The organism is Saccharibacillus sp. O23 (assembly GCF_002205895.1).
Lineage (GTDB): Bacteria > Bacillota > Bacilli > Paenibacillales > Paenibacillaceae > Saccharibacillus.
On sequence record NZ_NJDE01000022.1, the window covers coordinates 61,860 to 82,206 of the forward strand.

14 protein-coding genes are annotated in these 20,347 nt (G+C 55.6%); 1 reads left to right on the plus strand and 13 read right to left on the minus strand.

Annotated features, from left to right (window positions below):
- Window positions 1–71: 71 nt before the first annotated feature.
- The 3 genes from argB to argC all read right to left on the minus strand — a co-directional run bounded on the left by argB (window position 72) and on the right by argC (window position 3,274).
- The gene (gene argB, locus CDO73_RS21795) at window positions 72–839 is read right to left on the minus strand and encodes an acetylglutamate kinase (protein WP_256972808.1); all 768 of its coding nucleotides are present in this window, start codon (window positions 837–839) and stop codon (window positions 72–74) included.
- A 113-nt stretch (window positions 840–952) separates the two neighbouring features.
- Window positions 953–2,182 carry a bifunctional ornithine acetyltransferase/N-acetylglutamate synthase gene (gene argJ / locus CDO73_RS21800; protein WP_088490640.1) on the minus strand — a complete coding sequence of 410 codons (1,230 nt, stop codon included), beginning with the start codon at window positions 2,180–2,182 and terminating at the stop codon, window positions 953–955.
- Window positions 2,183–2,221: 39 nt separating this feature from the next.
- Window positions 2,222–3,274 carry an N-acetyl-gamma-glutamyl-phosphate reductase gene (gene argC, locus CDO73_RS21805; protein WP_088490641.1) on the minus strand — a complete coding sequence of 351 codons (1,053 nt, stop codon included), beginning with the start codon at window positions 3,272–3,274 and terminating at the stop codon, window positions 2,222–2,224.
- 274 nt (window positions 3,275–3,548) lie between these two features.
- On the opposite strand from argC, the gene CDO73_RS21810 reads away from it, so the two are divergent.
- Entirely contained in the window at window positions 3,549–4,631 is a 1,083-nt protein-coding gene (locus CDO73_RS21810) for an Rpn family recombination-promoting nuclease/putative transposase (protein ID WP_088490642.1), read from the plus strand.
- Between the two features lie 72 nt (window positions 4,632–4,703).
- Here CDO73_RS21810 and CDO73_RS21815 read toward each other — a convergent pair whose 3' ends face one another.
- The 10 genes from CDO73_RS21815 to aepX all read right to left on the minus strand — a co-directional run bounded on the left by CDO73_RS21815 (window position 4,704) and on the right by aepX (window position 20,332).
- On the minus strand, window positions 4,704–5,579 hold the full coding sequence (locus tag CDO73_RS21815) for a YitT family protein (protein ID WP_088490643.1): 876 nt from the start codon (window positions 5,577–5,579) through the stop codon (window positions 4,704–4,706).
- A 9-nt stretch (window positions 5,580–5,588) separates the two neighbouring features.
- A protein-coding gene (gene prfB, locus CDO73_RS21820; RefSeq protein ID WP_143536168.1) for a peptide chain release factor 2 occupies window positions 5,589–6,705 on the minus strand; the annotation gives its coding sequence in 2 pieces (ribosomal slippage) (window positions 5,589–6,632 and window positions 6,634–6,705; 1,116 coding nt in all).
- Between the two features lie 189 nt (window positions 6,706–6,894).
- Window positions 6,895–9,342 carry a preprotein translocase subunit SecA gene (gene secA, locus CDO73_RS21825; RefSeq protein WP_088490645.1) on the minus strand — a complete coding sequence of 816 codons (2,448 nt, stop codon included), beginning with the start codon at window positions 9,340–9,342 and terminating at the stop codon, window positions 6,895–6,897.
- A gap of 241 nt (window positions 9,343–9,583) precedes the next feature.
- Window positions 9,584–10,150: a ribosome hibernation-promoting factor, HPF/YfiA family gene (gene hpf / locus CDO73_RS21830; protein WP_088490646.1), complete on the minus strand. Its 567-nt coding sequence runs from the start codon at window positions 10,148–10,150 to the stop codon at window positions 9,584–9,586.
- Window positions 10,151–10,393: 243 nt separating this feature from the next.
- Window positions 10,394–14,275 (minus strand): collagen binding domain-containing protein, encoded by a 3,882-nt coding sequence (locus CDO73_RS21835; RefSeq protein WP_179218786.1) that lies wholly within the window; start codon window positions 14,273–14,275, stop codon window positions 10,394–10,396.
- A gap of 397 nt (window positions 14,276–14,672) precedes the next feature.
- Entirely contained in the window at window positions 14,673–14,870 is a 198-nt protein-coding gene (locus CDO73_RS21840; RefSeq protein WP_037287260.1) for a cold-shock protein, read from the minus strand.
- Window positions 14,871–15,083: 213 nt separating this feature from the next.
- The gene (locus CDO73_RS21845; RefSeq protein WP_088490648.1) at window positions 15,084–16,922 is read right to left on the minus strand and encodes a 2-aminoethylphosphonate aminotransferase; all 1,839 of its coding nucleotides are present in this window, start codon (window positions 16,920–16,922) and stop codon (window positions 15,084–15,086) included.
- Complete coding sequence (locus tag CDO73_RS21850; RefSeq protein ID WP_256972807.1) at window positions 16,916–17,569, minus strand: class I SAM-dependent methyltransferase; 654 nt, start codon at window positions 17,567–17,569, stop codon at window positions 16,916–16,918. The genes CDO73_RS21845 and CDO73_RS21850 overlap by 7 nt, the downstream gene beginning before the upstream one ends.
- 31 nt (window positions 17,570–17,600) lie before the next feature.
- A complete protein-coding gene (gene aepY / locus CDO73_RS21855; RefSeq protein WP_179218787.1) occupies window positions 17,601–18,737 on the minus strand; it encodes a phosphonopyruvate decarboxylase in 1,137 nt (378 codons plus the stop codon).
- The gene (gene aepX, locus CDO73_RS21860) at window positions 18,734–20,332 is read right to left on the minus strand and encodes a phosphoenolpyruvate mutase (protein WP_088490650.1); all 1,599 of its coding nucleotides are present in this window, start codon (window positions 20,330–20,332) and stop codon (window positions 18,734–18,736) included. The genes aepY and aepX overlap by 4 nt, the downstream gene beginning before the upstream one ends.
- Window positions 20,333–20,347 lie beyond the last annotated feature (15 nt).

The window sequence follows — 20,347 nt, forward strand, 5'->3', positions numbered from 1 at the left end:
CACCCGAGCTTCGGCTTCTGTACAAGAGGCTCGGCTCGAACGGTCGGGATAAAACCCTATTCGTAGGAGCTTTATCGTCGGATTACCGTTCCGATCTGTTCGCCGGACAGGAGGCGGCTCAGGACGCGGTTTTCGCTTCCGTCCACGATGACGACTTCCTGCACGTCGCCGTGGATGCATTTCATGGCGGCGCGGACCTTCGGGATCATGCCGCCGTAGATCTCGCCGCTCTCGATCATCGCCTCGATCTCGGCGAAGGTCACCGAAGGCAGGGCGGTCTTGACGCCGTCGATCGTCTTCAAGATGCCGGGCACGTCGGTGACCACGATCATCCGCTGCGCGCCGATGAAGGATGCCACCGCGCCGGCGGCGGTGTCGGCGTTGATGTTATAACGCTGCCCCGCCGCGTCGACGCCCAGCGGCGCGATGACCGGCATATAGCCCATGCCGAGAATGCCGGCGACGATGTCCGCTTCCACGCGGACGACGTCGCCCACGAGGCCGACCTCTGCCGCGTTCGCTACCGGTTCGGCCTCAATCAGCGAGCCGTCCGAACCGGACAGCCCGAGCGCCCGTCCGCCGGCGGACTGGATGCGCCTTACGATCAATTTGTTGATCGTTCCGGCGAGAACCATCTCGACGACGTCCAGCACGTCTTCGGTCGTGCGCCGCAGGCCGTTCACGAACTCGGTCGGAATCCCGAGCTTCTCCAGATTCTCGGAGATCGCCGGGCCTCCTCCGTGCACGATCACGGGCTTGACGCCGCTGGCCTGAAGCTCCGCCAGATCGGCGAAGAATGCTTCCGGCAGCGCGGCCAGCGTGCTGCCGCCGCACTTCATGACGAACGACGCGGTCGACGCGGACGTCGATCCGGCTTCGGGAGAAGCCGATCCGCTTTCGCCGCTTTTATAGAAATAAGGCTGCCTGTTCATGCTCGTCCTCCTTCGCCGTCTTAAGTCCGATACGCCGCGTTGATCCGCACGTAATCGTAAGTCAGGTCGCAGCCCCAAGCCGTCGCTTTTTCGCTGCCCATATTCAGTTCGACGAAGATCGAGACCGTGTCGCCTTTGAGATATTCCAACGCGACGTCTTCATCGAACGTTACCGGCTGGGAAGCCGTCAGCACGACGATGTCGCCGAGCTTGATATCCACGGTATGCGGATTCACCGGAACGCCCGCGCGCCCTACAGCGGCGATAATGCGTCCCCAGTTGGCGTCCGCGCCGTATACGGCCGTTTTGACCAAGCTGGACCCGATGACCGTCTTGGCGATCGCGCGGGCCGATTCGGCGCTCTCCGCGCCGCTCACGACGACTTCGACCAACTTGGTTGCGCCTTCGCCGTCGCGGGAGATCGCTTTGGCCAGATGCTCGCACACGGCCGCGAAAGCTTCCGCGAAAGCCGCCCAATCCGGATGCTCTTCGCTTAGTTCCTTCTTCTGATCGGACAATCCGCTCGCCATCGCGACCAACATGTCGTTGGTGCTGGTATCGCCGTCGACGGTAATCATGTTGAACGTATCGTCGGTCGTGCGCTTGAGCAGCGCATGCAGCGCCTCGCTACCGATCTTCGCGTCCGTCGTGACGAAAGCCAGCATGGTCGCCATGTTCGGATGAATCATGCCCGAGCCTTTGGCCGCGCCCGCGATCTTGACCGGAGAACCGTCGATCTGTACGGATACGCACAGCTCTTTTTTCACCAGATCGGTCGTCAGAATCGCTTGGCTGAACTGCTCGCCTCCGTCGGCTTCGCCGGTCAGCACGCCCGCGAGCCGGGAGATGCCGTCCCGTACGCGGTCCATTTTCAGATTCTCGCCGATGACGCCGGTCGAAGCTACCGCCACGTCGTTTTCTTCGACGCCGAAACTCCGAGCCGCCAGAGCGCGCATCTCGTACGCGTCCGCGTCGCCCTGCTTGCCCGTGCAGGCGTTGGCGTTGCCGCTGTTCACGATCACGGCGCGCAGCACGCCGTTAGCGAGGCTCTCGCGCGTGGTCTGGAGCGGAGCCGCTTGAAAGATATTCGTCGTATACACAGCCGCCGCTGCCGCCGGAACTTCGCAGACGATCGCGCCGATGTCGTTGCGCTCCGTTTTTTTGAGGCCGCAGTGCAGACCGGCCGCCCGGAATCCGCGCGGGGTGATGATCGAACCGCCTTCGACGACGGTGTAAGAAGGAACTGCCATGAGAGACTTCCGCCTTTCGCTATATAATCGTTCTGCCGATCAAGGATACATGGGAACGAAATTCAGGCCCGTCGCCTCGTCCCAGCCCATCATCAGATTCAAGTTCTGGATCGCCTGCCCTGCCGCGCCTTTGACCATGTTGTCGATCGCCGACACGACGGTAACGCGTCCCGTGCGCTCGTCGACGGAGAAGCCGAGATCGCAGTAGTTCGAACCCGTTACTTCTTTGGTCGCCGGAAGAACGCCGTTCTCCCGCACGCGCACGAAAGGTCTTCCTTTATAGAAGCTTCGGTACAGATCGACAAAGTCCTGCGTCGTTTTCGATCCGTTTACCGATGCGTACATCGTGCTCAGAATCCCGCGCGTCATCGGAATCAGATGCGTGGCGAACGTAACGACCACTTCCTGCCCCGCCGTTTCGCTCAGCGCCTGCTCGATCTCCGGAATATGCTGATGCGCGTTGACTTTATAAGCTTTCACGCTCTCGTTGATCTCGCTGTAATGCGTGCCGAGTCCGGTTCCGCGCCCTGCGCCGGATACGCCCGTTTTGGCGTCGATGATGATCGTCGCCGGATCGATCCAACCTTCTTTGACCGCCGGAATAAGGCCCAGCAGCGTCGCCGTCGGAAAACAGCCCGGATTGGAAATCGCCGTTTGACCCGCGACCTTTTCTCCGTATATTTCGCTCAACCCGTATACGGCCTGCGCCAGCACGTCGTCCGATGCGGGAGAACGTTTATACCATTTTTCGTAGACGGCTCCGTCTTTGAGACGAAGATCGCCCGACAGATCGATAATCTTCAGTCCTTGTTCCAGCAGCTTCGGCGTCAGCTCCGCGCTTACGCCGGCCGGCGTGGCAAGGAACACGACATCCGCTTTGGCTTTGATCGCTGCCGGTTCGATCGCTTCCAGATCCGACTCGATAATATTCGTCAAATGAGGAAAACTTCCGCTCAGCGGCGTGCCGCTGTTCGACGAAGACAATACGCAGCTCACTTCCGCATAAGGGTGCGCTTGAAGCAGCCGAACCAACTCTGCTCCGCCGTAACCGGTCGCTCCGACGATTGCCGCTCTGATCTTTGGATTACTCATCTTTCCGTCCCCCGTTCTTCCCGATTTCCGAATGAATCCGTGCATAGAATCAAAATAATATGTATTATTATACGTTCGGTATCATATAAATACAACCTTTCCGGTAAAAGTTCACATTCTGCGGGAGAAAGCTATTTTCACGGTAAATAAGAACCTATGTTCCCTATTCTCGAAAAAAGAGTTATAATGCTTACAAAGATCCTTCGCACATTGCCCAGGCGCGATCTTCTCTGTTAAAACTTCGCTTATTTCAACGAAAGAGAGGCGTCTGGGTATGAACAAAAAGTCGGAAATCGAAGTCCATCATCCGTACGATAAAGCTTACAAGCTTTTATTGTCCAGTCGAGAACTGTTTGCCGAGCTGCTGCATAGTTTCGTAGACAGCGAATGGGTCAAAAAGATTTCGGAAGAAGATCTGATCAGGGTCGACAAGTCTTATGTTTTAAGCGATTATATGGAAAAAGAGTCCGATATCGTTTACAAGGCCAGATTGCTCGGGCAAGAGTTTTATTTCTATGTGCTGTTGGAACTGCAATCCAAAGTCGATTTCGAAATGCCGCACCGCCTGCTTACGTATATGACGGAGATTTGGCGAGATGTCAAACGAAACGCGCAGGAAGGCGAAACCCGGCGAAAAGGCTATAAGCTGCCCGCGATCGTACCGATTGTCTTGTACAACGGGCAAGCGCCTTGGACGGCTGTTCGTTCTTTCCGCAACATGCAGGACGGCGAACAGTATTTCGGCGATGAGCTGCTGGACTTTCGTTATCTGCTGATTGATGTCAAACGGCTTGAAGAAGCTCATTTAGAAGCTCTCGAGAATCTGATGGCCCTTGTTTTTTTGGTTGAACAAGAACCCGACAGCCGAATGTTCACGGATCGTCTGCGGAAATCAAGTCGTGTGCTGAAAAACTTGAGTCCCGAACTTTTTCAACTGTTCAAGTCCTGGTTCAAAATGATCAATCCCAAAGAAACCGAGCAGGTCAATCGCATGCTGGATGAATTCAACGACCCGAAAGGAGCGGATATCATGATTTCTAATCTGACCAAGATTCTGCGCGATGAATATTATGAAATGAGACGCAAAGGCTTGGAAGACGGCTTGGCCGAAGGAATGGCTAAAGGCATCGATCAAGGTATTGCTCAGGGCATTTCTCAAGGCATTTCTCAAGGTATTGCTCAAGGTATTGCTCAAGGTATTTCTCAAGGCAGAGCCGAAGGAGAAACAGCCGCAAGGACGGAAATCGCCCGTAAGCTGCTGAAAGAGGGCATGTCTACGGAGCAAGCGGCACGGATCTCCGGGCTGACACTGTCTGAGATTGAACAGTTGGCAGCGGAAAAGGACGGATTATCGTAATCAAATAGAAAAAAACGGCTCCGGGCATATGCTTTGGAGCCGTTTCTGTTTATCATACTTTACGAGTTATCTTTACATCTGAATCTTAAACCCTTTGCCCAATACTTCCTGCGCGTTGCTGATGACGACGAAAGCTTCGGGATCGACGGAACGCACCAGCGTTTTCAGACGGCTGGTCTCGCTCTGTCCGATCACGACCATCAGCACGGGGCGCGATTCTCCGGTATATCCGCCTTTGCCGGTAAGCTCGGTCAATCCTCGATCCAAGTCTTTCAAGATCACCGAGGTCATTTCTTCTTTTTTATCGGTAATGATATAGGCGACTTTGGTATAGCTTGTCCCCATCTCCACCGCGTCGATGACTTTCCCCGTCACGTACAATCCGATCAGCGCATACAGGGCGTTCTCAAGCGACAGCGTAAAGCCCGCGAGCGCGATCACCGTTCCGTCGGTCAGCATCACGCACAGCGACAGACTGAGCCCGGTATACTTTTGCAGCAGCTGCGCCACGATCGATAATCCTCCGGTCGAACCGCGTCCGCGGAAAACCAGACCGAGGCCGAGACCCACGCCGATGCCGCCGTACAGCGAAGCGAGCAGCGGATTGGCGGTCGGAATCGGCCAGTCCCGCGTCAGATAGATCAGCAGCGGCAGGCACACCGTTCCGATCAGCGTCCGAACGCCGTATTGACGGCCCAGCAAGATCACCCCGGCGACGAACAGCGGAATATTGAACAACCACTGCGTAAAGGCCGGTTCGAGCCCGAACCATTCATGGATAATGATCGACAGCCCGGATACGCCGCCGGAAGCGATCTGATTGGGAAGCAAAAACAAATTGAATGCCAGAGCCGTAATAAAAGAGCCGACCGCAATAAGGACGACGTCGAGCACGTTGCGCTCGAGGCCGTCCACGGGAATCACAGGTTTTCTTCTGCTTGTCTGCATGCCGCCGTCTTACTCCGCCGTCTCGGTCTTCAACTGGCCGCGCAGGTAAGCGTCGATGAATCCGTCCAGTTCGCCGTCCATCACCGCGCCGATGTTGCCGGTCTCGTGCGTGGTACGGTGGTCTTTGACCATGCTGTACGGATGGAAAACGTAAGAACGGATCTGGCTGCCCCAGCCGATCTCCGATTGTTCGCCGCGAATTTCCGCCAGTTCGCGCTGCTGCTCTTCGATCTTGCGCTCGTAGAGCTTGGAACGCAGCATCGTCATGGCGCGCTCGCGGTTCTTGATCTGCGACCGTTCGTTCTGGCAGGTCACGACGACGCCGGTCGGAAGGTGGGTAATCCGTACCGCCGAGTCCGTCGTATTGATGTGCTGACCGCCGGCGCCGCTCGCGCGGTACGTATCGATCTTAAGATCTTCGGTGCGGATCTCGATCTCGATCGTATCGTCGATCTCCGGTACCACGTCGCAGGAGACGAACGACGTATGCCGTCTGCCCGACGAGTCGAACGGAGAGATGCGGACCAGACGATGCACGCCTTTTTCCGCTTTCAGGTAGCCGTAAGCGTTATAGCCTTTGATCAGCAGCGTCACGCTCTTGATGCCCGCTTCGTCGCCCGGCAGATAGTCGAGCGTCTCGACTTTGAAGCCGCGCTTCTCCGCCCAACGCGTATACATGCGAAGCAGCATCTGGCCCCAGTCCTGCGACTCGGTGCCGCCCGCGCCCGGGTGCAATTCGAGAATCGCGTTGAGTTTATCGTAAGGCTCGCTCAGCAGCAGCTGAAGTTCGAACTCGTTCAGCTTGCCGACCAGTTCAGCCACGCTGCCCGCGACTTCGTCCGCCATATCCTGATCGTTTTCTTCGTCGGCCAGCTCGGCCATCAAAGCCGCGTCGTCGTAGTCTTGTTGAAGTTTGGCATATTGGTCGACGGAACCTTTGACCGCGTTCATCTCGGCGATCACGGCCTGCGCTTTGTCGTTATCGTCCCAGAAATCGGGAGCGGACATTTTCTCTTCGAAGTTGGAGATCATCTCTTGTTTGAGATCTAAGTCAAAGAGACCCCCTAAGGTTGGTTAATTTCTGCGCCATCTCGCGCAGATCCTGTTTGACTTGCGGATCGATCATTTCGCGTCACCTCGTTGGTAGTTTGGGTCCGGAGCGCCTCTGCGGTCGCTCGCCCGTATTTTATCGAATTCTTTTTCTTTCGTCATGAACTTTTTAACGCCGGCCGCCGATCCCCGAACAGCCTTTCGGCCCGGCTCCCGGAAAACCTCCGGAAACCGGGCCGTATGCTGCCTAAAAAGAGAACGCCGATTACCGCTGGCTGCGGCGATCTTTGCGGGAAGCTTTTTTCTCCGGCGTCGGGCTGTTGGTGCTGATCTTCTTCTCGTCGATAACCGCTTCGCGCTGTTGGTTGGACTCGACGCGGGCTTTCATGATGTACGTCGAGACTTCCTCTTGAATGCTGGCGATCATCTGGTTGAACATCTCGAAACCTTCGAACTGATACTCGCGCAGCGGATCGGTACCGCCGTAAGCGCGAAGGTGGATGCCCTGACGAAGCTGATCCATCGCGTCGATATGGTCCATCCATTTCCGGTCGACCGCGCGCAGCGCGATGACTTTCTCGAACTCGCGGACCATCGCTTCTCCGAGCGAAGCTTCGCGGTCGTTATAACGCTGTTCGACTTTCTCGAACAGGTATTCCGTGATTTCCGAAGATTCTTTGCCCCACAGCTCGTCGCGCGTGATCTCGCCTTCTTCGAGCAGCTTGGCATTGATATAATCCGCCACTTGTTCCAATTCCCAGTTCTCCGGAATCTCGTCGCCGGTGTGCGCTTCGACCACGCGTTCGATCGTCGCGCGGATCATATCCAGAATGATCGGCTTCACGTTCTCGGAATCCAGCAGTTCTTGGCGCTGCTTGTAGATGACGCCGCGCTGTTGATTCATCACGTCATCGTATTGGAGAACGATTTTGCGCGTATCGAAGTTGTTGCCTTCGACGCGTTTCTGAGCCGATTCTACCGCGCGGGTGATCATGCGGCTCTCGATCGGTTGGTCTTCTTCGAAACCGAGACGTTCCATCATGTTCAGCACGTTGTCCGCGCCGAAACGCTTCATCAGCTCGTCGCCGAGGGAGAGATAGAACTGCGTCGAACCCGGATCGCCCTGACGGCCCGCGCGGCCGCGCAGCTGGTTATCGATCCGACGCGATTCGTGGCGTTCCGTACCGATGATATGAAGTCCGCCCAGATCCGAAACGCCTTCGCCCAGCGTGATGTCCGTTCCGCGTCCCGCCATGTTGGTCGCGATCGTCACCGAGCCCGGTTGGCCGGCGCTGGAGATGATCTCCGCTTCTTCGGCATGATACTTCGCGTTCAATACTTGGTGACGGATGCCTTTTTTCTTCAGCATTTCCGACAGCATTTCGGAGTTCTCGATCGAGACCGTACCGACCAGAATCGGCTGATTCTTGGCATGGCGCTCTTCGATTTCTTTCACGGCCGCGCGGAACTTGCTGGCTACGCTCTTATAGACGACGTCCGGCGCATCCACGCGCTGGTTCGGCCGGTTAGTCGGCACCTGCAGCACTTCGAGGCCGTAGATCTTCTTGAACTCTTCTTCTTCCGTTTTCGCCGTACCGGTCATGCCGGCCAGCTTGCGGTACATCCGGAAGTAGTTCTGGAAGGTAATCGTCGCCAGCGTCATGCTTTCGTTCTGAACCGTGATGCCTTCTTTGGCTTCGATCGCTTGGTGCAGGCCGTCGCTGTAACGACGACCGGCCATCAGACGGCCCGTAAACTCGTCGACGATCACGACTTCGTCTTCGACGACGACATAGTCGACGTCGCGGCGCATGATGACGTTCGCTTTGAGCGCCTGCACGATATGGTGGTTGAGCATGACGTGCTTCTGGTCGTACAAGTTGTCGATGCCGAAATCGCGCTCCGCTTTGGCGGCGCCTTTATCGGAGAGCGATACCGCTTTGACCTTGATATCGACGGTGTAATCTTCTTCCGCTTGCAGACGCTTCACGAAGCGATCCGCCAGGAAATACAGTTCGGTCGACTTCTGCGCTTGGCCGGAGATGATCAGCGGCGTACGCGCTTCGTCGATCAGAATGGAGTCCACTTCGTCGATGATGCAGAAATAGAGCGGACGCTGTACCATTTGTTCTTTGTACAGGACCATGTTGTCGCGCAGATAATCGAATCCGTACTCGTTGTTCGTGCCGTACGTGATATCGCAAGCGTAAGCCGCTTGTTTCTCCGCGTGTTCCATGCCGCTCAGGTTAAGGCCTACCGTGAGGCCGAGGAAGTTGTAGACCTGCGCCATTTCCTCGCTGTCGCGCTGCGCCAAATAGTCGTTGACCGTGACGACATGCACGCCTTTGCCGAGCAGCGCATTCAAATAGACCGGGAGAGTTCCGACCAGCGTCTTGCCTTCCCCGGTTTTCATTTCCGCGATCCGGCCGTTATGCAGGGCGATGCCGCCGATGAGCTGTACGTCATAGTGGCGCTTGCCAAGCGTACGCTTCGACGCTTCGCGCGTAGTGGCGAACGCTTCCGGCAGCAGGCTGTCAATCGATTCGCCTTTGGCCAGGCGCTCGCGGAACTCGACGGTTTTGTTCTTCAACTGCTCGTCCGTGAGTTTCTCGAAATCCGGTTCCATTTTATTGATGATGTCTACGGTACGCATGAACTTCTTGACGTCCCGTTCGTTCATATCCCCGAAGATTTTTTTGACAAGTCCTAACATGTTGTGCCCCTTTCGTGCAAAACGGATGGTTTGCCTAAATTGTACCAGCTTGAGCGTGCCCGGGCAACCGCGTACCCCCAGTACCTTGACCGCATTGAACGAACCTCTTAAGCGGTCAAAGTACGCGCTGCCGGGCTTACCGTAAATCCCCCAACATATTATATACGCAGAAAGAGCCTTATCCGGTGCGGACAAGGCTCATTTTCTTCAAAATTCATGATTTTTCTGTGAAAGTGAGTCGTTATTCTTGCTCGATCAAACCATATTTTCCATCATTTCGGCGATACACCACGTTTACCGTTTCGGTATCGATGTTGGAGAATACGAAGAAGTTGTGGCCGATCATGTTCATTTGCAGGATCGCTTCTTCCACATCCATCGGTTTGAGCAAGAAACGCTTGTTACGCACGACTTGGAGTTCTTCCTCGGCCTCCTCCTCGTCCGTGGACGGCGAGACGGAAGCGTTGACGCCCTCGTCGACGAACAATCCCTTCAGACTTTCGTCTTGACGGAATCTACGGTTCATCTTGGTTTTGTGTTTGCGAATTTGACGTTCGAGCTTCGACAGCACCGAGTCGATCGACGTGTACATATCGTCGCTCCGGTCTTCCGCGCGAAGGAAAATACCGCCTGGAAGAGGGATCGTCACCTCCACTTTATGAATGCCACGAGTTACGTTGAGCGTAACCGTACCTTCTGTAGCAGGGGGAATATCGAAGTACTTGTCGAGTCGGCTGAGTCTCTTGTCGACATAGTCTCTCAGAGCGTCAGTAACTTCAATTTGTTGTCCGCGAATCGCAAAATCCATAGGGCACTCCTCCTTATGTCACCATTATACCACAGCGTTAACGCGGAGTAAAAACCATGTTAACGCGCTAACGGCAATTCGGCTTGCAAGCTTCGCAATCTTCATCGAACCGCCGTTATTTCTTTCTTTTAACCGTAAAACGAGAAAGGCAAACGAGCATCGTCCCGGGGCAGGGAGCCAAACCGGAAAACCGCGGCGGACAGAAAAGCTTCCGGAACCGCGTGCACGGCCCGTCAGCTTTCGTTACTCGCCCGATCGCGCCGCGCGGCGTCGCAGCCATAAGCCGGCCAGCAGAAGCGCGGCTCCGGCCAACAGGTAAGGCGCTCTGCTCGATTCGCCGGTCTGCGGCAGCGTCGGCTGGCTTTCCGGCACGACCGTTCCCAGAACGACGGTGCCGGGAACGACCGGAGGCGTTCCCTGCGGCACGCCGTCGTCCGGCACGGACGTTTCCGGTTCGCCGGGCACGGCCGGCGGAACGGACGGAATTTCCGGCGTGCCTACCGGCGTGCCGTCGTCGGGAAGCGGAACATCGGGTTCGGAAGAGGACGGAACCTCGGGCGTTTCCGGCGAGCCCTGCGGGCCTCCTTCGTCCGGCACGGATACTTCCGGTTCCGTCGGCGTTCCGGAGTCGTCCGGAGGCGTCGAAACCGCTGGCGTTCCGTTATCCGACGGAGGCACGGACGGCGTGCCCGACGGAACGCCGTCGTCCGGCACCGGTGTTTCGGGCTCGGTCGTGCCCGGCGCGTCCGGGCTGCTCGGCGTACCGCCGTCAGTAGGCGGCGCGGTCGGCGTCGGCGGTTCCGTCGGCGGGATGTCCGGACCGCCCGGCGTTACCGGCGGGTCGGTCGGTCCCCCCGGCTCTCCGGGTCCGCCGCCGCCCGGAACTTCGGGCGGGCCGGACGGCTCCGGTACGGACGGCAGCGGCTCGTTTCGGACCGTCACGCTTTTGGGGCCGTTGGTACCGGAGGCATCGGAACCGACCACGACGGTCAAAGACGGCTGCATTTTATCCAGCGCATAGCCTTCCGGCGCACGGGTCTCCGTCAGCTCGTAGCTGCCGTAGAGCAGCTGTCCGAACAAGATGCGTCCGTCGGCATCCGTCGTACGCGTCACGGCCGGACGGCGCTTGTTCGTATCCTGCAGCGTGAAAGTAGCGCCTGCCAAACGCTTCGAGACGTCCTGCGCGTCGATTTTGATGACTTCAAGCGCGCCCCGAACGCCGCTGCCCGTTCCCGAGCCGGAAGACGCCCGGAACGTGACCGAACGGTCCGCTTCGGTCTGCCCGGTCGTGACGCCCGTTCCTTCGAAACGTACGGAGTTGCCGACCGCAGAGCGGTCCGGCGCGTAAACGGCCGTGGCGTAATCCAGAATGAACGCGCCGCGGATCGGCTGCGCGAATGTCAGCTCGAACCGTTCGCCCGTATCCGAAGACATCACGACGACGCCGTAGTCTCGGCCTTTGACCAGCGCTTCTCCGCGCGTCAGGGTTCCGTCCGAAGCGGCAGTCGCCTTATACAAACGGAAAGACGTTTCGTCCACGGACTGTTCGCCTGTCGGCGTATCGATCAATTTGGCATTTTCCACGTAAGACTGGCCGCGGTTGATCGTCACGCTCCAATCGATTCGGCTGCCTTTTTGGATGCCCGTTTTGGTCACGTATTCGCCGCCGCCGGGAATCGGCACTTCGGCGCTCCAGCTTTCGGGATTGGCGTCGGCGCTTGTCAGAACCGCTTCGTTGGAAACGGTTTTGCCGACGATCGCCCCGTCCACGGTCGTTTTGAACGTGATCCAATAAGGCGTGTTGATCGTTTTGGAGAACGCGATCCGCAGAACGCCGCCGTTATCCGCGCTCGGATAAGCGACGCTGTAATCGGCCGGATCGACCAGAGTTCCTTTTTGCGTACCGTTTTTCGCGCCGGTCTGAACCAGATTGTACACGTTCAGCGAATTTTCCACGTAGCGCTGGCCTGGACGAAGAGTGTCGGTCAACACGGCTTCGCTCAGCAGCAAATTATTGTAGTTGACTTTGACGTCCCAAGTCAGCTCTTTGCTCTGCGGATTATAGCTCCCGGACTTGGAACCGTTCTGCAGCGTCAGGCCGTCCGGCGTAAAACGCGCCGTAACGTCGCGGCTGCGCGCGGTTCCGTTTTCCGTCCAAGACAGCTTGGCCGCGTTGACGAAATCCGCCTGGCTGCGGTCGGTTTTCCACGTCTGGTTGAAGCTCGTGTTATACGTAACCGTGACTCGATCCGTCAGCGTCTGGTTGAACGAGATGACGAAGCCGGAGCGATTGCCGGCTGTAATGGACACCGCATAATCACTCGTGTTCATCGCCGTTCCGTTTGCTTTCAGCACCTTGAGCGTGCCCGGAACCAGCTCCAGCCCGCCATTCGGGAACGTATCGGTCAATACGGCGTTCTCCATGCGGAAATTGTCTTCGTTCACGATCGTGCGCCAAGAAGCCGTTTTGCTCTTGTAATTGACGCCGGTGTTCACCTTGGTCAACAGGCTGCGTTGGAGCGTCTGCGAAGCAGACTTGCTGACCGTGCCCGTCGTTACCGTATTCGTGATGCGATCGTTATTGTATACCGCATCCGCGGCCGTTGTCCGGTATGCAATCTCGTAAGCACCGGTCACGTCGGATAAAAACTGCAGATCGAAGCCGGTCCGCCCGCCGGACACCGGAACGGCGGTCCGCGTATAATCGGTTCCTTCGACCAATACTCGTCCTGTCGCCGATTCGGTTACGTTCAGCGAACCTTCGACCAGACGCTGACCGCTGTTGAAGCGGTCTTTCAGCAGCGCCTGATTGCGCGGAATCGACAGCATGCCGGCATTATAGCGGATCTTCCAGTCGATCGTCTGCGTAGACCGGTCGTACGCGCCGACCGATTTGTTCAGCAGCTCCCCGCGTTTTACGCTTACGGTCGCGGACGCCGTCACGGGCTCTTTGCCCGACGCCGTCAGAGCGGCCGTGTTCGTGAACTGCGTTTGCGTTCCGGTTCCGACCGTTGTCGCATACGTGACCCGATAAGCCCGGTCGATAGAAGCGGAATTGAAAGAAAGCTTCAGTCCCGAAGAACCGTCCCCGCTCAATGTATACTGTTCGGCAGACAGCTTCTCTCCCTGCGTACGTTCGCCGGAAGTCGAAACGCCGAGCTTATAAACGTTTACCGATTCGGGATCGAGCGTCAGCCCGTCGGGAATCGGATCGTTCAGCGAGACGCTATCCAACTTTTGCAGCGAAGTGTTCAGGTCCAACGTCCAATTGATGCGGCCCGCGGCATTATCCGCCTCGCCTTTCTTGTCGAGCAGCGAGCCCTGCTTCGGCTTCAGGTACAATACGAAGACCTGCTCGGATTCTCCGATCGCAAAAGGAATACGAACTTCCGTGCTCTCGCGCACGATCTCCTCCTTCAACTCGGAGCGTACCGTTATCGTTCCCGAAACGTTCGAATGATCTTCCACGAAACGGCCGAACACGACGGTCGCATGCCCGTTCGTGTCGACGCTGAACGAGCCTGCCGATTCGCCTTCGTCTCCGCCTGTCGTCAGCGGAACGTCGCGGATCTCCGTATAAATACGAAACGCCTGCGGAAGATCGAATTCGAACGTCGAACCTTCCTTATACGTATGGTCGTTCGGCAGTGCCCAATCGTAATTCAGATTGAGCGCTTGGTCGGGTTCGATCCGAATATCGGACGTACTTCCGTCTCCTACGGCATGGCCTTCGTCGTCGGTCAAAGATACGGAGGTCAAGATATTAGAAGGTTGAGCTTCCTCGTGCACGGTTTCGTCTTGTTCGGCTTCCTCGACAGAGATGTCGGTTTCCGTTTGTTCCTCGGAAGCTACGGCGCCGCTTTCTCCCTCTTCTTCGGCAGGCTGAAGCTGCGGCGCCGGTTCCGCGAGCGGCGCCGATTCTCCGGCGGCCGGTTCGGTTTCTTTTGCCTTACTTTCTTGTACCTCCGTCCGCGTTTCCGCGGCGGAATTCCCGCTTGCGGCTTCCGCCGACGATTGCATGCCTGCCTGAGGCTCGGCCGCCCAAGCGGTTCCTGTTCCGAACCCGAGCAGACTGTGCAGCATCAACACAACGGCAATCAAAGCTGCACCTAATCTTTTGTACACGTTGACCATCCCTCCAGTAATACCGGGTATTCGCGCAAGTTTATCGTTTTTCGCAAAAGCTTAAGCCTTCGCATAAAGCGGTCCCAAAAAGGCTCCGGACCCGCCCGATTCCAGTCTGCATGTCTACCGCAATTGTATGTTGATCGACAGCAAACCGCCGCAATCAAGAAGGCAATGCCTTCTTGATTAGTTAAACCTCTACCAAGCAGGATAAACTTATATATTTTTGTGACTAAAACCTTATTTATCCATTTATAAAACACAGCACAAATAACGTTCCTAAACACAAAAAAGGCCCCGCCTAAGCGGGGCCTTCCGGCTGAGCCTCGTGTAATCGCTAACCACCATAAATCATTAAAGCTTAATCATCTATGTAGGTCAGGTATACGGCTACGGCTTACAGAGGAGTGACGTTAGAAGCTTGCGGTCCGCGAGCGCCTTCAACGATGTCGAACTCAACGGATTGTCCTTCTTCCAGCGTTTTGAATCCTTCGATTTGGATCGCCGAGAAGTGAACGAAAACGTCGCCGCCTTCTTCCGTTTCGATGAAACCGTAACCTTTTTCTGCGTTAAACCATTTTACTTTACCTTGCATGCACGAACATTCCCTTCGTTATCAAATAAATAGGTTTGATCTACTCTTCGACTATACCACCGCTTCTTTCGAAATGTCAATTGGAATATAAAATGATTTCATGCAATTATATTCCAACATTTAATTTAAAAATAGAGCAGTAACCGAAGCCGGAATAATAGACTTGCTTTTTATTAAACCGGCTGCAGCATCATGAAACGACTCTCTGAATTTTTATTTTAAACTCGTGAAATATTCGCTCAACACCTGTAAAAAACGCTCGATATCCGTTTTGTCGATGGCTCCGATATTGGCGATTCGGAAAGACGCGATTTTGCCGATCTTTCCCGGATAAATCGTGATTCCTCGTTCATAAAGGAAGTCGTGCATGCGTTCGAAGTCGTAGCCGGGCAGATCAGGTTCTTTAATGGCGGTAATGATGCGCGAATGATACTCGGTCGGCACCAGACATTCCAATCCCAAGCGTTCGATCCCTTCGATCAATACGGCCCACGACTCGGAATACCTGCGATATCTCTGCTCGATTCCTTCGATCTGCGTTTCGACGATCGCCTGCTCCAGCGCGTAAAGGGTCTGCACGGGCGGCGTAAAGCGAAGTTGATGGGTTCTTTTCAAATATTCGTATTGCTTGTACAGATCCAGATAATAAGACTTGGGCGTATGCGTTCGGAGCTTCGTCAATCTTTCCCGATTAGCGACGACGAAACCGATTCCCGCCATGCCCTGCAAATTTTTGTTCGAGCTGGCGACGACGTACGAAATGTCGTGAGCCGCCATGTCGATCGGAATCGCTCCGTAGGAACTCATCGCGTCCACGATCAGCTGTACGTTGTATCTGACGCATATCTCGGCAATCGCCTCGATATCGTTCAGCACGCCGCTTGTCGTTTCGTTATGGACGACTGCCGCATGCGTAATCTTCCCTTCGCTTTGCCGAATCGCGGCTTCGATCGCGTCCGGAGATACAGGCAGCACCGGCGAGCTTGCCAGAACTTCATGATCGACTCGATAAACTTCGGCGATCTCCGCCATTCGCTCTCCGTAAGCGCCGTTGCTGATAATCAGCAGCTTGCCGTCGCCCACGACCGAGCTGATCACCGATTCTACCGCCGCCGTACCGGAACCTCCGAACAGTACCGTTTCGTAATCTTTTTTGGGCGCGACGAACAGCGTCAGCTGCTCCGCGATCCATTCCATCAGATCTCCGAATTCGCGTTCCCGCGGACAAATATCCGGAACGACTTGAGCCTGCTTGACCGTATCCGTCGTCGTCGCCGGCCCGGGGTTCAAGAGCACGTTGCGTTGGATCGAAAAAGGTCCTTTGCCCGATTCTCCGGCGATTCGCGGATAGATCTCGGCCGCCGCGCGTTCCAGATGTTCTTCCGTGTCGATTTCGCACCAAGCCAATTTTTCGATTTTTTTGACCGGAATCGGCTTATGCGCGGATACGGCCACAAGCGCGTATTCGTAATCCCATTTAGGTTGATCGCGCATCTCTCGTTCTGCCGCTTCGCACATCATCCGATACGTTTCTTTCGAAATCTTGGAGATTCCGACCAGTTCGGCATCGATACTCCGCAGTTCCTCCGGACGCTTCGACACCGCGCGCAGCATGCCATATTCGTCCGTCTCGATATAGACTTCGTCCTCCGAATGCGTCGTTCCGCTCGCCAAGACGATATCTTCGCGCGGGTCCGCGATCAGATTGCCCAAACATAGCGGATCGTAGAGCAGGTCCGACTCGAGCAGCAAAAAGTTCTCGTCGACCGCTTCGCGCAGCCCGTACAGCGTCCGCATGCTGCCGCTGTCGCGATATCGGTCATTAGGGATACAGAGGATCTGCGGATATCGAGTCGCGAGACGTTCATAGAACTCCGCCAGATATCCCGTGCCGATCACGATACGTTCGATCCCGTTGTCGATAAGCCGCTGCACGGAGCGCTCCACGATCGGTATCCCGCCGACCTCGACGAATCCTTTCGGCTTGTCGATTGTTCGTTCTTTCAAACGGCTGCCCAAGCCTGCCGCCAAAATAATCGCTGTTTTCACCATTTCTCGATCACCACATTAAATCGGAATTTGTTGTTGCCGTAATTCTCAATCCGCTGATCGTAAACCCGAACCGAAGCTTTTTGGCCGGCCAATACTTTCGCTACGAAATCCCGTTCGTAAAAAAGATGATTCAAGCCTGCATACTTCCGTTCGTACTCGCCTTCCGTTAGCGCGCCTCTGCGGATGCGAAGCGCTTCTTCTTCATGCGCCGAATCGTTCAGGTCCAGAATGCCTACGATTCGTTCGGCTTTGTGATACATTTTCAGAATCGTATCCTCCGCGTAATCGTAAGAAGGAAAATACTGAAACACGCTGTTCGCCACGACAAAATCGTACATAGGATCGGATTCCGTTTCCAAGGCTTCTTTCACTTCGAAATCCATACCGGGCATCGCGAACGCCGCAAGTTCGATCAACGACGGCGAATAATCGATGCCTCCGACCCGATGACCTTTTTTGTAGAATTCGTATAGAAACGCTCCGCTTCCGCAGCCGACTTCGAAGATCGAATCTCGCTCGCGCAAACCGGTTAGTTTCGCCACGGAAGAGACATACTTTAGCCAAGCCGCCGTCTCGATTTTGCCTGCGCCGGAATTGAAGCCGTCCGCTTCGATCAGAAATTCCAGGTTCGGTTTATCGTCCGGCACCTTACGCTCCCGAGACCAAATCTCTCTCCAATTAACCATGAAGAAAAGCCATCAACCGCTCTTTGACTTCATGAGGCTTGACCTTCGGACGGCTCAGGTCTTCTTTTGTCCCGGTCGAGATCGGCATTCGGATAAAGGTCAACTTCGGATATTGCTGCCACTTTCGAACGGCCTGCTCGAACTGTTCCGCGCTGCGCACTTCTTCGACATGTTCGTACCCGCACGCGGCCGCGATTGCCGCAAAATCGACGCCTGCGGACACTGTTTCCTGGCCTCCCGTCGAATCATGGGCATGATTGTCCAGCAGGATATGAAGCAGATTCGAAGGCCCGTATCGGCCCGTGGTCGCCATATTGCCCATTCGCATCAATAACGCGCCGTCACCGTCGATCGCGACGACTTTGCGACTGGTCTGGCTTAAAGCCAGCCCCAAACCCAACGAACTGATACAGCCCATCGAACCGACCATATACAGATTTTGCTTCGAATCCTCGACTTCGTACAGCTCTCTGCCCGTGAACCCGGTCGTTGCCAATTGCAGCGTCTGCGCGTCTTTAACGCGGTTCAGGATACTCAAGGCTTCGTAGCGGCTGAGAAGAGGGAGCTCCTCCGCCGGATGACGCCGGATATCGGCATAGTTGGCGCGAGACGCCGCATCGCCGCTTTTTAAGACTTCTTTGCTGAACGTCCCCTTTTTCACGACGAAGAAAAAAGGACGATCGGAGGCGATGATCCGGTCCGCCTGCTCGAGCTGCTCGCGAGCCTGCTCTATCTCATCCGATAAATAGGCCCATTCGACCTGCATCAATTCCAACATCTGCGTCGTAATCTGCCCCATCAGCTCGTGCTGAGGTTCGTCCGCCAGGCCGGCTTCGCCGCGCAGGCTGACGAATCCGAGCACCGGAAGTTTGAAGCAGTAATTGAGCGACGTCAGCGGAGATACGGCGTTGGTCAGACCGGAATTCTGCATCAACACCACGGATTTTCTGCCGCCGATCTGTGCCCCGGACGCGATCGCTACCGCGTCTCCTTCATTTGCCGCGCCTACGTAGTCGCAATCGTTGATCGCATAATTGATCAGATCTTTAAGAAAAGAACAAGGAACGCCCGTATAGAAGTCGAACCCTCGCGCTTTCATCGCTTCGCCGAACGCGCGCGTATCGATCATAAGAGCTCACCCGCTTTCTGCAAGTCGACGATCGAATCGATATCTAACCAATCCCCTTTGACGAATTTGACGGCGATCGTAGTCCGCTTGACCAATTCGTTGAACAGATCCACGACGGTCAACGCATCGAAATTCTCTTGAGCCGCCAGATGCTCCATTGCGGCCGTTACGTGCGCGGCGCCGGCCTCCGAGATCTTCCACAGCCCAATGAACTCGCCGTTTGCCGGTTGGCCGTCTTTGATATTTCTCGCGCTGAGCAATTTGGCGGTATTGGAATAGAGATTCCGGGAATACGGTTTATCCGTCACGATGATATCCTGCGTATCTTCGTTCAGTTCGGAATCGGCATCCGCTATGATCGTAATGTCGTTGTCGTCGTTCAGCAGATCGTTAAGGATGTAGTTTTTATAGACGATATCGCCGTAACTGACGACCGTCGTTCCTTTACCCAACTGATCTTTGGCCAAATACAACGAACTCAATTCTTTGGTCGCCGCATAACGATCGTTGTCGATAGTTTTGACGTTGCCCAAGGCGATTTTCTCTTTGGCGAATCCGCGAACGACCGAGATGTCTTTGACGCCTACTCGGTTCAGGTCGTCGATTTGCATGCTGAGCAGCGGTTTTCCGTTCACTTTGAGCATCGTTTTGGGAATGTCTTTCGTCAGATCCCCGAGATTCCCTTGACTGGCCGCCAAGATGATCGCATTGATCTTTTTGCCGGACGTCGGCAGGTATTTCTTTTCGGCCTCTTTCAGCTCGTCCGCGCCTTGCAGCCGGAATACTTCCGAGACGGTCGTGATCTTGCCTTCTACGTTGATCAGCGATTGATCGCGGTAAATCTGCTCGACCGTCTGCTGCATCGACTGAATCGCGGAACGCAGCGTATGATTGGCCCAGATGATCATGTTGATGCCCATTTCGCGGAACCGATCCGTAGGCGTAGAATAATATTTGGTCGGCACGATCACGACGGGATGGCGATTTCCCCATTCCTTCATAAAAGCTTCGATATCGGAGCTATCGGCTTTTTTGCTGTGTACCAGAATGGCATCGGCACCCGCTTTGCGATAAGCTTCGCCTCGGCGAAGCGCTTCGTCCAAGCCCCAACCGGCGATGAACGATTCCAAACGGGCGACTACGCAGAAATCGTCGTCGAGCTGCGTTTCTTTGGCCGCTTGGATCTTTCCGCAGAATTCGTCGATATCGGCCAGCGGCTGCGTCTCTCCCGAAATGAAGGAGTTCGTTTTCGGGAACAGTTTGTCTTCGATACAGACCCCGGCCACTCCTCGCTGCTCCAGCTTTCTGACCAGTCGGCGCATATTGTTGAAATTGCCGTAGCCCGTATCTCCGTCCAACAGAATCGGCAGCCGGCTCGCGTCGCTCATATATTCCATGACGTCAAGCACCTGAGTCCAAGAAGCTTCGTTGTTATCCCGCACTCCGAGCGATGCCGAGATGGTCAGCCCGCTCCCCCAAATACCTTGAAAACCGGCTTCTTCCACGATTTTGGCCGAAATTCCGTTATGGGCTTCCATGATGAAATCGAGTTCGGGACCGGTCAGCATTTGTCTGAGTTTTTGCGTTTTTTTCATGCTTTCTCTCCTTAT